This window comes from Pigmentiphaga sp., from assembly GCF_019689535.1.
Classification (GTDB): Bacteria; Pseudomonadota; Gammaproteobacteria; order Burkholderiales; family Burkholderiaceae_B; genus Pigmentiphaga.
In genome coordinates this window covers 1-14247 of record NZ_JADGHH010000018.1, presented here as the reverse complement: position 1 = coordinate 14247, position 14247 = coordinate 1, and the positions used below count along the sequence as shown (strand labels likewise).

General features: G+C 64.5%; 10 protein-coding genes and 1 pseudogene. All 11 read right to left on the bottom strand.

Annotated features, from left to right (window positions below; translation table 11 throughout):
- Nucleotides 1–99: 99 nt before the first annotated feature.
- Nucleotides 100–3801 (bottom strand): AAA family ATPase, encoded by a 3702-nt coding sequence (locus tag IRZ12_RS02975; RefSeq protein ID WP_296463966.1) that lies wholly within the window; start codon nt 3799–3801, stop codon nt 100–102.
- A 358-nt stretch (nt 3802–4159) separates the two neighbouring features.
- Nucleotides 4160–5407: an MFS transporter gene (locus IRZ12_RS02970; RefSeq protein WP_296463945.1), complete on the bottom strand. Its 1248-nt coding sequence runs from the start codon at nt 5405–5407 to the stop codon at nt 4160–4162.
- Between the two features lie 39 nt (nt 5408–5446).
- A complete protein-coding gene (gene pgsA, locus IRZ12_RS02965; RefSeq protein WP_296463943.1) occupies nt 5447–6019 on the bottom strand; it encodes a CDP-diacylglycerol--glycerol-3-phosphate 3-phosphatidyltransferase in 573 nt (190 codons plus the stop codon).
- 33 nt (nt 6020–6052) lie between these two features.
- The gene (uvrC, locus tag IRZ12_RS02960; protein WP_296463941.1) at nt 6053–7993 is read right to left on the bottom strand and encodes an excinuclease ABC subunit UvrC; all 1941 of its coding nucleotides are present in this window, start codon (nt 7991–7993) and stop codon (nt 6053–6055) included.
- 14 nt (nt 7994–8007) lie between these two features.
- Nucleotides 8008–9096, bottom strand: coding sequence for a beta-N-acetylhexosaminidase (gene nagZ, locus IRZ12_RS02955; RefSeq protein ID WP_296463939.1), 1089 nt, complete (start codon nt 9094–9096; stop codon nt 8008–8010).
- 8 nt (nt 9097–9104) lie between these two features.
- Entirely contained in the window at nt 9105–9539 is a 435-nt protein-coding gene (gene acpS / locus IRZ12_RS02950; protein WP_296463937.1) for a holo-ACP synthase, read from the bottom strand.
- Nucleotides 9536–10294: a pyridoxine 5'-phosphate synthase gene (pdxJ, locus tag IRZ12_RS02945; protein ID WP_296463935.1), complete on the bottom strand. Its 759-nt coding sequence runs from the start codon at nt 10292–10294 to the stop codon at nt 9536–9538. Before pdxJ ends, acpS begins: the two co-directional genes overlap by 4 nt.
- 25 nt (nt 10295–10319) lie before the next feature.
- Nucleotides 10320–11243: a DNA repair protein RecO gene (gene recO, locus IRZ12_RS02940; protein ID WP_296463933.1), complete on the bottom strand. Its 924-nt coding sequence runs from the start codon at nt 11241–11243 to the stop codon at nt 10320–10322.
- Nucleotides 11236–12141, bottom strand: coding sequence for a GTPase Era (gene era, locus IRZ12_RS02935; RefSeq protein WP_296463931.1), 906 nt, complete (start codon nt 12139–12141; stop codon nt 11236–11238). The genes recO and era overlap by 8 nt, the downstream gene beginning before the upstream one ends.
- 152 nt (nt 12142–12293) lie before the next feature.
- A pseudogene (gene rnc, locus IRZ12_RS02930) lies at nt 12294–13043 on the bottom strand (ribonuclease III); the annotation flags it as partial.
- A 180-nt stretch (nt 13044–13223) separates the two neighbouring features.
- The gene (gene lepB, locus IRZ12_RS02925) at nt 13224–14126 is read right to left on the bottom strand and encodes a signal peptidase I (protein ID WP_296463929.1); all 903 of its coding nucleotides are present in this window, start codon (nt 14124–14126) and stop codon (nt 13224–13226) included.
- Nucleotides 14127–14247 lie beyond the last annotated feature (121 nt).

The following is a 14247-nucleotide window of genomic DNA, read 5'->3' as shown; positions in this document are numbered from 1 at the left end:
ATGCAGGCACCGAAGTGAAGCCGTTTCGAGGCCCATGGCACCAGCATGGAGCACGCACGCCGGTACCGCCTTGGTGCATGGGGACGAGGCGGCGGGCGGTCAGGGCTTGATGGACGGGACGGCTTGGTAGCGGCCGAGGAGATCCTGGGCAGCCCGGACCTCGGGCAGGCCATCGCCTCCTTGCACGCGCGCCAGCATGTTGGCCATGAGCGCCAGCTGCGCGGCGCAGGGTCGGCGCTTGCCGAAACGCATGCGGCTCGCCAGCGCCCGCAACACGAGCGGCGGGGAATCCAGGGAGCAGGCGGTATCGAGCGCCCTGTCGAGCCAGGGCAGGAAGACATCGACGGGCTTGCCCTGCACGAACAGCAGTTCGCCCTTGATGCGCTCAAACTCGGATTGCACGAACCGGGCATTGGCGCTCTCGACTTCCTTCAACCCCTGCTCCGTCGCATGCAAGCCCCGCTCCGCATCTTGCGCCATCTCGCAGGCATCGGCCCAGCGCGAGATCAGGAAAAGCGTCAACCCTTTCATGATGTCCTGCAGGCGCTCGATGCAGGCGGCGATATAGTCCAGCTTATCGACCCGGCCGCGTGCGACATCCACCCAGGCCGCGGTCGTTTCCGCGCACAGTGTCAGCATCGGCGCATCCATTTCGCGGGCCACTTGCAAGGCCTCGTCAGAGAAGACGGCCATCTGGTCGATGTTCCGGTTCAGACGCTGCAGATCGGTGGCCAGCACCAGGGCGTAGAGCAGCGAATACCGATGTCCGGCTTCTCGCGCGCGCACCAACGATTCGCGAGAAGCCCGCAGCGCATCGTCAAACCGCCCGACGTACCAATAGGCAAGCGAGAGCAACCCCAAGCTCGTCACTTTCGCGTCCTGTCCGAGCATCATCCCCGGGCGCTGCGGCGGCTGGTAGACCCGCACGGCAGCTTCCAGGCATGCCACCGCATCAGCGAAATTGCCCAGGAAGAAGTGGCTATAGCCCCGCGCATAGTGCGCATAAGACAGCAAGTGCGCGTCGCCGGCACTTTCGGCCATGCGCAACAGGGTCTCGGCAAGCGCCATCGTCATCGAGAAATTGGCCCAGGAACTCGAGCTCGTCCACAGCCCCCAGTAAATCGGGAATAGCCTGGGATCATCGCCCAGCGGTTTGGCCAGGGTGAGCGCCGTGCGGAAGGAATCGACCGCCTGCTCGGATCCGAACCCGTACAGCGCACTCAACTGGATGCCGAGCTCCATGCGTATGCAGAGCTCTTCCATGATGGCGTCGATACCATCGCCCTCGCGCTCGAACCATTCCAGCGCACTACGGTAATAACCCACGGCCTCCCGATAGGCGCACTGCGCTGCGGCATGGCGCGCCGCATCCAGGAGATTCTTCACCGCCGCGGGACGGTTGCCCGCGCCGGCATAATGCCAGGCAAGGACTGCCGGATTGGGGTCGCCCTCACTTGCCTCGAGCACATGGGCCAGCCTTGCATGGGCCTGTGCGCGCGCGGAACGAGTCTGCGACTGGTAGGCAGCCTCGCGCAGCAATGCGTGCCGGAATGCATAGGTTTGGTCGCCGCGGCGCACGACGATGTTCTGCCGGAGCATGACTGCAATGGCCTCGGCCAGTTTCGCCCGCGGCTCGCCCATGGCTTCTGCCAGCAAGTCCAGCGTGAACTCACCTCCTACCACGGCAGCGAATTGCGCCACGCGGCGTGCCCGCCCTACGCTGTCGATGCGGGCCATCAGCAGGTCGTGCAAAGACCCGGGCAGGACATGCGGCCCGCCCGATTCGCGATCGCCCGCCAACAGATCCCGCGTCAGCTCCTCGGCATAGAGCGGAATGCCTTCCGAGGGCTTGACGATTTCGCGCAGCATCTCGGCATCGACTCGCTGGTCTTGCACGATGGAATGGACCAGGTCCACGATGGCCAAGTCGTCCAGCGGTTGAAGTTCGAGCACCTCCACCGCCGCCGTACGCTTCCACGGCGGCACGAATTCCGGACGCGCCGTAATAACCAGCATGCGACGCGGCAATGGCCGCTCCACGAGCAGCGCAAGCACCTCTCGGGTAGACGGGTCGGCCCAGTGCACGTCATCGAAATAAATCACGCCACCGGGAGGAACGAGCAAGGCCAGCAAGTCATGGAACAAAGAGCCCAGCTCTTCGCGTCCGCGGAACCGCGCCACGCCCCAGGCGGGATGCTCGCCGGGCAACATCCGCTGTTCGATGGCCTCCAAAAGGCGCGCGACTTCGCCCGTAAGCTGGGAAGGCCCGCTTCCATACTTCTCGCGCAGCGCCCGCATCCAGGCGACGAAAGGATGCAGCGGCATTTGCCGCAATTCGGACACGCAACGCAGCACGACCCGCTCGAGCTTATTCTCGGCACAGAAATGCTCGACGAGGAAGGACTTGCCCAGGCCTGCCTCTCCCCGCACCAGGCAAGCTCGCCCCGGGCGCTTGCGTCGAATCTCGCCGAGGACGGCGAGCTCTCGCTCGCGCCCACACAACACGCGCTCGCAGTCTGCGCGCTCCTGCACGGTCGCCGCGTTCACCAGGAAGGCCTGCATCTTCAACCCGCCGGCGCGGTCGTCCAGTTCTCCGATGGCTTCGGCGCAGAAGGCGGGACCCAGGCGTCGCAAGATCGTTTCGCTCACCACGACGCCGGATGCGCCCGACATCGCCCCCAACAGCAAAGCCAAGCGGGCAACCCTGCCGCCGGCATCGGGTATGTCGTCATCGACAGAACTCAGCACCATGCCCGTGTGCACGCCCAGGCCGATCTGCACCGGCAAGGGCCCGGCCAAGGCGCCAGACGCCTGCAACTCCCCAAGCGCCTGCCGGCAAGCCAGCGCGCCCGTCACCGCCCGGCGGGCCGCGTCTTCCTGCGCCACCGGATAGCCGAAATAGGTGACCAAGCCCCCGGGGGTGCGCGTGACGTGACCGCCGACCCCGCGCAGCACCGATTCGCAGCGCGCGATGAGTTCCAACAGGGTCTCGGCGACGTCTTCCGGCTCGCCCGTGACATAGAATTCACACGACAAAGCCGTGAGCTGGCGGCGCTCGCCCAAGCCCGCCCGCCTCGAGGCAGGCACGCCATGCTGGGCTGCAGCAGCATCCAGCAAGCAGGCAATCTTTGCATCCGGCGGGGCGCCCAGCTCCGTGTCCAGCACTTGCCGGTAGCGTTGAAATTCCTGCCGGGCGCGTTCGAGCTGGTCGGTATCGATCAACAAACGCAGTAGCCTGTGCCATGCAGCGTTGTCCAGCGGTGCCAGCACGGTCCATTGCTGGGCGCGCTCGATGGCAGCCGCGAGATTGCCTTCCTGTTCGTACGCATCCACCAGCATGCCGAGAGCCTGCAGATAGCGCTGCTGGTATTGGTGGCGCTGCAGTGCCACCCAATCGCAGAACTCGGGCGCATCGTCGAGTTCGAGTCCTTGCAGGAATTCGCCGCGATACAGCGAGACTGCGTACGCCACGCGTTCGCAATTGACAGGCGCGCCGGCGGCCGCCGTGCGTTGTTCCGCATCGAGTACGCCCGTAAATGCGGCCACGTCGGTCCACAGGCCGTTTTCCGCTCGCAGCCGCAGGACCTCTCGATTGCTTTCCATGAGGTCGGCGCTCAAGGCGTCCTTCAACTGGAACAGCATGCGGCGCAAGTTTTCACGCCCCGCCTGTGCGGAGGCGTCCGGCCATAGCAGGAAAGCGAGGGACTCACGCGTGTGGAATCCACTCTCGATGGCCAGATACGCCAGCAATGCTCGCGCCTTGTTGTAGCGTATGGAAAGCGGCCCCCGAGCGCTTTCCATCACTAACGGGCCCAATAGATACAAAGACAGCGACGATTGCATAGCTTCCGAGGTGTTGCCCAATGAAGATCGAGATGGCCAACCAGCCTATCCGCCACCAGTCTTTCGACACCTCGAGCTCCAATGAGCAGGTCGCGCCGCAGGCAAGCAGCCCCCATCCTTTCTAACGTGATTTAAATACGTCTTTATTCGCGCAAAGCAAAGGGGCAAATTCAAAACAAATGTTATCGAAACGAAAAGATTGTCACGATATTGTGATTATGACAGGTTGAAAGACGCGTTCCACCGCGACGGATGCGGAATAACCCGGCACCGTGGAACCACTATAGCCCCGATTCACGGATGCCGGCGCGGCGGGTCAGTGCGCTCGGCGCGCACGGGCGGCGATCAAGGCCGCAAACCCCGCCGATAGCAAGAATGCGAGGCATGCCCCGAGGTAAGGCCCCTGGCGTAACCCGGCATCGAGCAGGACGCCAAACGCCAGCGGGGCCACCGCGGACCCGGTATCCATGCCGGAATACACCAGCCCGTAAACGGAGCCCGTGGAACCGCGCGGCGTCACGCGGCGCACCAGCATGTCGCGGGACGGGCCCGCCACGCCGGCGCACAACCCGGCCAAGGCCACGCCGGGCACGGCCGCGGCGGCGGGGAGCCATCCCATCGCAAGGACTGCCAATAAAAACCCCGCGGCGATAAAGGACATGCCCACGATGCGCTCGCTGTGCGGGCTGCTCGAGACCAGGAAGCCGCCCATCACCATCCCTATCGCGCCTGCCACCATATACCCTGACAACGCCGTACTGGCCGCCACGCTCGAGATGCCGTAGGTTGCCGTCAAAATGGGCAAGGTGTAGTTCTGGACTGCGGAGATCGCGATCGACGAAAACGTGAAGAACAGAAAGGCGCCCCATACCACCGGATTGGCGAGCAGGCGCAGCGGCGAAGCACTGCCGGGGTTGCCTGCTCCGGCGTTCCGCGCGGCGCCTTTCGGCTTGCGGACGATGCCCACGGCCAACAAACGCCTTCCCAGGATGGTCAAGGCGAGCACCACCCCCAGCGCGAGGCTCGCGCCGAACGCGGCCACGCGCCAGTTGAAGAGATGGGTGAGGCTGGTCATGAATACCGGCGTCGCGGCCCAGCCGAGATTGCCGGTAATGCCGTGCGCGCTGAACGCATGGCCGAGCCGCGGCGCGCTGACGCGCTGATTCAGGATGGAGAAATCCACAGGGTGGAAAACGGAATTGCCCACGCCGGCCACGACAGCCGCCGCCAGCAACCAGGCGTAGCCGGGGGCGACGCCCAACATCACGCCGGCAACGACGAAACACGACAATCCGAACCAGAGCACCGGACGCGCACCGGCCCGGTCCACGACGAAGCCGGAACAGGCCTGCCCGATGCCGGACATGGCATAGAAGACCGCGACGAGTACGCCCAACTCGGCATAGCTATAGCCGAACTCCGCCGCCAGAGGCACGAATAGCGACGGGATCACCAATTGGAAGAAATGGGAACTCGCATGGGCAACGCCCACCAGCCCAATGACTTTCCAATCTTGCCTGCGCCGGGCAAATCTCAAGCCTGGCGCAACCAACACCTGCTGCACATCGTCTCCCTTTTTTACTGCCGCATGCCCTTGGTCCGCCTAGGTTGATTTCCTGATGACGGGCCATGCACGCTGTAGGTAATACATCATCGACCAGACCGTCAGCACCGCAGCGATCTCGATCAAGCGAGATCCCCACCACGAAAGATCGATGCCAAGCACAGAACGGCCGTATAACAAGCATGGTATGGCGGTCATCTGCGCCGCCGTCTTGAATTTGCCGAGCCAATGTACAGCCACGCTCGTGCTGGCACCGAGTTTGGCCATCCACTCGCGCAACGCGGAGATCGTGATTTCGCGGCCGATGATGATGAGGGCAACCATCGCGTCGATCCGCCCCAAGTTCAAGAGCACCAGTAGTGCAGCGCTCACCATGAGTTTGTCAGCGACGGGATCGAGAAAGGCGCCGAACGAAGAAGTCTGGTTCAGCCGCCGGGCGAGCCAGCCGTCGAGCCAATCCGTCAATGCGGCGAAGATGAACATGCCCGTTGCCAGCGCATCGCGTACAACCAAGAAGAAGACGTTCTCCGGTACGTAATACACGCTGACGATCAGCGGAATCATGGCGATCCGCAACCAAGTCAGGATTATCGGCAGATTCAGAGGAGGCATGGTCGAATGCTAACAGGCTCTGGGGAAAAGTTCTCAATGCAGCTGCCGATAGATCCGGTCGGCCAGTTCAAGTGAAATGCCTTCGACGGAAGCGAGGTCCTCGACGCTGGCCGCCATGACGCCGCGCAGTCCACCGAAGCGCGCTAGCAGCCGTTGCCTGCGTTTGGCGCCCACGCCCTCGATCTCTTCCAAGCGAGATACGTTACGCGCCTTCGCGCGCCGCGCCCGCATGCCAGTGATGGCGAATCGGTGGGCCTCGTCGCGGATCTGGGCGACGAGCATCAAGGCCGCCGACTCGCCGCCAAGGGCCAGGGGTTCCCTGCCGTCCGCGAAGACAAGCGTCTCCAGGCCCACCTTGCGCCCCTCGCCTTTCGCGACGCCGACCAGAAGACCGATGTCGAGGCCCAATTCCGCGAAAACCTGGCGCGCCACCTCTACTTGGCCCTTGCCGCCGTCGATCAGCACGACGTCGGGCATGATGCCGTCGCCGTCGGCGATTTTTTCGTAGCGGCGCGTCAGCACCTGGCGCATGGCTGCATAGTCGTCGCCGCCCGTGATGTCATTGATATTGTAGCGACGGTACTCCTTGGGCTGCATGGCGTGATGGTGATAGACCACGCAGGAGGCTTGGGTGGCCTCGCCAGCCGTATGGCTGATGTCGAAACATTCGATCCGCAGGCTCTCGAGCGCAGCCTCGTCGCCTTCTATCCCCAGCACCTGGGCCAACGCCCGCGTGCGGGCCTGCTGCGATCCGGCTTCGGCGAGCACCCTCGCCAACGCCAGCTCCGCGTTCTTCCTCGCCTGCTCCAGCCAGCTCTTGCGCACGCCCTGGGGTTGCTTGACGAGATTGACTTTGGACCCGGCCTGTTCGGCCAGCATGTCGACCAAGTCCGGATCGGGCAGCGCATGCGACACCACGATGGTCCCAGGCAGCGCGCGATCGATGTAATGCTGGGACATGAAAGCCTCCAGCACGTCGGCCGGCGAATCGCCGTCGGTGTGCGCGGGGAAAAAAGCCTTGTCGCCCAGGTGCCGGCCGCCGCGTATCATCGCCAGGTTCACGCACGCTTTGCCCCCCTGCATGGCGACGGCAATCACGTCCGTATCCCCGCTGCCGCCTTCCATCGTCTGCTGGTGCAGGACGCGGGAAAGCGCCGACAGTTGATCGCGCAGCACGGCCGCTTCCTCGAAGCGCATTTCCGCCGACGCGGCGAACATGCGCGTTTCGATGTCTTTCAGGACCGCCTGGGTCTGGCCGCGCAGAAACTGCGTGGCGCGTTCGACGTCGCGGCCGTAGTCTTCCTGCGAAATCAGGCCTACGCACGGCCCCGAACAGCGATGGATCTGGTAAAGCAGGCATGGGCGCGAGCGATTGGCGAAAACCGTGTCCTCGCAAGTACGCAGGCGGAAAACCTTCTGCAGGACCTGTATGCTCTCGCGCACCGCCCACACGTTGGGAAATGGCCCGAAGTACTGATTGGCGCGATCGGTCGCGCCGCGGTAATAGGCAATGCGCGGGAACGCGTGCCCGCTGACCTTCAGGTACGGATAGGACTTGTCGTCCCGGAACAAGATGTTGTAGCGCGGCGCCAGCGACTTGATGAGATTGTTTTCGAGCAGCAGCGCTTCGGCCTCGGAGCGGGTGACCGTCACTTCCACGCGTGCCACGCGCGCCAGCATGTGGGCGATGCGGGGACTGCTCACCTGCTTCTGGAAATACGACGAGACGCGTCGCTTCAAGTCGCGCGCCTTGCCGACGTACATGACCTCGCCCTCGGCATTGATGTGGCGATAGACGCCGGGCAAGTGCGGCAGTTGGGCGAGAAACGCCTTGATGTCGAATTCCGCGCCGGTGCCCGGCTCGTCACGCTCGCGGGCCGGCGTCCGCGCATCCGCCGGCGGCGCCTGGTCGAACTGTTGTACCGCCTGCGCGTCGGATTGCCCCGTGGCCGGGTTCTTCCTGCTCCTGGCCATGACGATGATTTCCCTCAGCTCGCTATTTCGCCGCGCACCAGTTCCCGGACGACCTTACGGGACTTCCTGTAGCGGGGATCGTTCTGCAAAGCGCCCCATGTCGGCGCAGCGAATCTAGGCCTGAGCGAACGGATGCGCTCTACGGAAGTTTCGTCCATCGTCCAGTCCAGGCGCGCGAGCAGGTCGTCCGCCCAATCGGGATGATTGCACACGAGCACCATGTCGCAGCCCGCCCGCAGCGCGGCAAGCGCGCGTCCGTGGATGTCTCCCGCAACGGCTGCTCCTTCCATGGAGAGGTCGTCCGAGAAAACCGCGCCACCATAGCCCAGCCGTTTGCGCAGCACGGAGCCTACCCATTTGCGCGAGAATCCCGCAGGCGCCTTGTCCACCTTCGGATAAATCACATGCGCGGGCATGACCGCGCCCAGGATCGCGTCGCCCAGCCACTGATATGGCATCGCATCCTCGTTCAGCACCTCGTCCAGCGTGCGCTCGTCGACGGGAATCTCAAAGTGAGAGTCGGCTGCGGCGTAACCATGCCCGGGGAAATGCTTGCCGCAGGCCGCCATGCCTGCCGTCGCCATTCCCTGGACCAAGGCGCGCGCCAGCATGGCCACCACGCGCGGATCCCGGTGAAATGCACGATCCCGGATGACGCGGCTTTCTCCGAAATCCAGGTCCAGCACGGGCGTGAAACTAAGGTCCACGCCGCAGGCGCGCAGCTCGCCGGCCAACACGCACCCCACATCGGTGGCAGCCTGCATGGCGGCGAGCGGATCGCGCTCCCAGAGACGGCCCAAGGTCCGCATCGCCGGCAGCTTCGTGAAACCGTCGCTGCGGAATCGCTGCACCCGGCCTCCTTCGTGGTCCACCGCAATCAGGAGAGGCTCGCGGCGCACCGCATGAATGGCCGCAGTCAGTTCGCTCAGTTGCTCGCGGCTGTGGAAATTACGGGCGAACAAAATCACCCCGCCCACCATGGGATGGCGCAAGCGCCGCGTTTCGGCCTTGGTCAATGCGGTACCGGCCACGTCTACCATGACGGGGCCGGGAGGAAGCCGGGTACGGCTGGATGGAGGCGAGGGTTTCGTTATCTTGGTCATCTGGGATATCACGGTGTACGGCGAGTTTCGACGATCACGTAGGCCGCGACCATGTCATGCTCGTCCGTCAACGACACATGGGCGGCGCCGAAACGCGCCTCATACCAGGACTTGAGCGGCTCGGCCAACACGACGACGGGGCGACCGCCCGGCGCGTTCAAGGCCTGCATGCGCCGCCAGCTCATGGGCATGCGCATGCCGAGCCCGATCGCCTTGGAAAACGCCTCCTTGGCGGCAAAGCGCGTCGCAAGGAACCGCACCCCGCGCCGCGGATCCCGGCTTCGGCGGGCGAGGAACTTGGCATATTCTTCCCCTCCCAACACCTTCTGGGCAAAACGGTCGCCATGGCGGGCCAGCGCGCGCTCGATGCGCTCGACGCGGAGCAAATCGATGCCCACTCCGGCGATCGCAGCCGGCACGGCGGAAGAGGCGTGCAGCGTCAACGCACCGGCCTCGACGTGGCGCCTTGCTGGGCCTTGCTCCGCGCAGCGATCATCAAGGCCTTCATGTCCCGCACCGCGGTTTCCAGCCCGCAGAATACGGCCTGGGCGATGATGGCGTGACCGATGTTGAGCTCGGCAATGCCCTCGAGCGCCGCCACCGGTTGCACGTTTTCGTAATGCAACCCATGGCCGGCATTCACGCGCAACCCCTGCCTCAGCCCTTCGGCAACGGCCTCCCGTATGCGCGCAAGCTCCGCCGCGGCCGCCTCGGCCGCGGCCTCGGCGTATGCGCCGGTATGCAATTCGATGACCGTCGCCCCCGTGCGCGCGGCCGCTTCGATCTGCGCGGCCTCCGGATCGATGAAGAGCGACACGCGCACGCCCGCATCGTGGAGCCGCGACACGGCCGTGCGCACTTCCTCGAAGTGGTTCAACACGTCCAGCCCACCCTCTGTGGTCAACTCTTGCCGCTTTTCGGGCACGAGACAGACATCGTGCGGCCGGATGCGACAGGCGATCTCCAGCATCTCGGGCGTGATCGCGCATTCGAGATTCATGCGAGTGCGCAGCTTGCCGCGCAAGGCTTCGACGTCGGCATCCTGGATGTGCCGCCGGTCCTCGCGCAAATGCAGGGTAATCAGGTCGGCGCCCGCGTCCTCCGCGATCAACGCGGCCCGGACCGGATCGGGGTAGGAAACGTGGCGCTGTTGGCGCAGGGTTGCGACGTGGTCGATGTTGACGCCCAGATCAATCATGGTGAAAGCAGCTCATATATTCGCATCACGCTCTGCCGCCATTGCCGTCCCGGATGGAAGGCGCCGGCTCGGCCGGTCCGCCCGCTTCACTCTCTGGGGACCTTCCGGCAGCGCGCGAAGGCAGGAAAAACTGGAGATCGCGCAGCACTTGCCGCGTTGCCAGAGGCCGACCGCTCATATGATAGTCCAGCCGCTCGCGCAACAGCCGCCGCAGCTCCGGCTCCGCGGTGGCATCGTCGAAGCGGCCTTCGGCCAAGGCCAGCAATGCCCGGCCCGACATGGGCGTACCCAACGACGTCCCCCCTTCCTCGAGCTCGGGACCGGCCTCGAGGGGCACGCGATACCGCGCACCGGCCTGTACGGGCGTGCCGTCGCCGGTTGCTGCAGGATCGAATCCATAGCCGATTTCACACAGCAGGCGCCACTCGAACTCGCGTAGCGTGGCCGACAGCTGGGGCTGGACCGTCAGGCGCGCCAGCGCCTGCGCATACGCGTCGTACAGCGCTTCGTGCGGATCTTCGCGGACGAGCAGCCGCAGCAGCAATTCGTTCAGGTACCAGGCCGACATCGCCGCCGCACCCTCGAGGCGCTGCGGCGGGCCGGACCATTCGGCGCGGGTGAGCGTCTTGACCTCGCCGGCGCCGCTCCACGACAACTTGAGCCGCTGGAAGACGGCCAGCACCGGGCGCAGCGCCGAATGAGGCCGCTTGGCGCCCTTGGCCACCAGCGCAAGCCGGCCGTGCGTGCGCGTGAACACGTCCAGGATCAGCGAACTCTCTCGGTAAGGATAACTGTGGAGCAAAAACGCGGGCACCTCGTCCACGCGATGGCCCCGGCTGCGCACCCGCTTGGGCGCCGCAGCCTCGGGCGCCGGCGCCCGCCGGAACAGCGACCCTGCAGCACCCTCCCAGGCTTGGTCAGACGTCGCGGGATCCCGCGATTTATTCATAACCCAAATCGCGCAGCGCGCTTTCGCGCTCGGCCCAACCCTTGCGCACCTTCACGTAGATCTCGAGATGCACGGGCCGGTCGATCAACTTGGAAATATCTTGCCGGGCCTCGGTGGCGATGCGCTTCATGCGCTCCCCCCCCGCGCCCAGCAGGATGGGGCGGTGACTCTCGCGGTCGACGATGACGCAGGCCGCAATGCGGGTGACGCGGGGTTTCTCTTCCCATTGTTCGATGACAACGGTCGAGCCGTAGGGCAGCTCGTCGCCCACCAAGCGGAAGATCTTCTCGCGGATCAACTCCCCCGCGATGAAGCGCACGGGACGATCGGTCAGCGTGTCTTCCTCGAACATATGCTCGCCTTCGGGCAGGCCTGCCGCGATTTCGTCCAGCAATTCGTCGAGCTGCCGGGACTTGGCCGCGCTGATCGGCACCACGGCGTCGTAGGGATGCAGCTGCGTGACCCGGGCCACGTAGGGAAACAGCAAATCACGGTTCTTAAGCTGGTCGATCTTGTTCACCGCCAGGATCCGGCGCGCCCGGGCAGGCAGGAGCGGAAGCAGGTTGGCATCCCCTTCCGACCACTTGCCCGCCTCCACTACATGCACGACCACGTCGACATCCGCCAGGGCCTGCGTCACGACGCGATTCATCATGCGGTTCATCGCGCCGCCGTGACGGGTCTGGAAGCCCGGCGTATCGACGAACACGAATTGCTCTGCGCCGCGGGTATAGACGCCGTGGATGCGGTGGCGGGTGGTCTGGGCCTTGCGCGAAACGATGCTCACCTTGGCGCCGATCAAGGCGTTCAGCAAGGTGGATTTGCCGACGTTGGGGCGGCCGACGATGGCGACGAAACCGCAACGGCTGCCGGCTTGGGATGCGGGCGGAGTGTTCATTTCTTGGGTACCGGGGCCGAAAGTGCAGCCTTGGATGCGGTCGCCGTCGAAGGTGGAACTTGGACCGCATCGGCCCCGGAATCCACCTTGGTGCCGTCGCTTGCCGCAGGCGCGGGCTCGGCCGGCTGCAGATTGCCGCTCGAACTGTCGGTCACCTCCTGGACGACGGCGACGGGCAGGGACAGCTGGGCCGTCTTGCGGGCACGCGGCGCCCGCTTGGCGGGGGAAGGATTGGCCGCAAGCGCGGCCTCGAGCGCCTGCTTGGCGGCGGCTTGCTCGGCGGCACGCCGGCTCCCGCCCACCCCGACGACCTGGACTTCCAGCTTAGGGATGGCGCACTCCACCTCGAATTCCTGGCTATGCGCGGCCCCGTGCGTCGCCACCACCGTATAGACGGGCAGCGCAATCTTGCGCCCCTGCAGGTATTCCTGCAGCAGGGTCTTGGCGTCCTTGCCCAAAGTCTTGGGGTCCACGGTCTCGAGCACCGGTTTGTACAGCCGGGCGATCACCGCGCTTGCCGCATCGAACCCACCGTCCAGGAAGATGGCGCCGAAGATCGCCTCCAGGGTATCGGCCAGGATCGAGGGGCGGCGAAAGCCCCCGCTCTTCAGCTCACCTTCTCCCAGGCGCAAGAAGCGGGAGAGCTCCACGCGCTGAGCGATTTCGGCGAGCGAAGCCTGCTTGACCAGATTGGCGCGCAGGCGCGAAAGATCGCCCTCGTCTATCCTGGAAAAACGCTCATAGAGCAAGGAAGCAACCGCGCAATTAAGCACGCTGTCGCCCAAGAACTCCAACCGCTCGTTGTGCTTGCTGCTATGGCTGCGATGCGTCAAAGCCTGCTCCAACAGGCTCTTGTTCTTGAAGCTATAGGCCAGGCTGGTTTCCAGAGCGTTCAAGACCACTCTCCCTCGTGCGCCTCACGCGCCCCCCGGGGGTTGGCGCTAACGAACCGGCCGAGCCGACCTGGGGCCCGCCTTCCGCCTACCGCTGCGCCCGGCCAGCGGGCGGACGGTGCTGCCCATGCCCCGGCGCCAAGCGAGATCGACGTCTGTTTCATGCAATAGGACGCATGGCGAAAAAAATCAATGGAAGCGGCCAATCCGTTTCAGGTTCCCGAAATTCATCCAGACGAAGAACGCCTTGCCCACGATATGCGAATCGGGCACGAAGCCCCAATACCGGCTGTCCGCGCTATTGTCCCGATTATCGCCCATGACGAAATAGTTGCCTGCGGGCACTTTGCAACGCACGCCCTCCCGCGAGTACTGGCACGCATCCCGGTGCGGAAAGCTGCCAAACGGCTCAACCTCCGGCGATCTGTGGCTATCTATCAATATATTGTGCTCAACTTCGCCTAACTTTTCGGAATAAAGGGTCGCGTAAGAAACTCGGTCCGGATCAAAGTATTCCCCTTTTTGCGTTATGGGTACTTCCACGCCGTTGATGGTCAACCGCTTGTTGATGTATGCGACTTCGTCGCCGGGCAGGCCGATGACCCGCTTGATGTAATCGACCTGGGGATCCACGGGGTAGCGAAAGACTATGACGTCGCCCCGCTGCGGATCACCCAGCGGCACCACTTTCTTGTCGACGATGGGCAGGCGCAAGCCGTAAGAGAATTTATTGACCAGGATCAGGTCGCCGATCTGCAGCGTGGGCATCATGGACCCGGATGGGATGCGGAACGGCTCGACCACGAAGGAGCGCAGCACGAACACAAACAGGATCACCGGGAAAAAGCTGACCGAGTATTCCACCCACCACGGCATTTTCCCTGCTCGGTCGACGGCCTCCTGGCGCTGGCGCGCTGCTTCCGCTTCGCCACTGGCAGCGCGCACCGAGTGAGCCCGGCCAGCATCGAACTCGGCTGCGGCGCGCGCCATGCGCTGGTTGCGCTGTGGCCGCAGCGATACCCGGTCGACCACCCACACGACGCCGGTCACGATCAGCAGCACGAATAGAATCAGCGCGAAATTCAGGCTCATGTCGCCCTCTCCCCAACCAGGTTCAACATACTGTTAGTCATTTGTCTTCCACCTGCAGAATGGCCAGGAACGCCTCCTGGGGAATCTCGACGCTGCCGACCTGCTTCATGCGCTTTTTCCC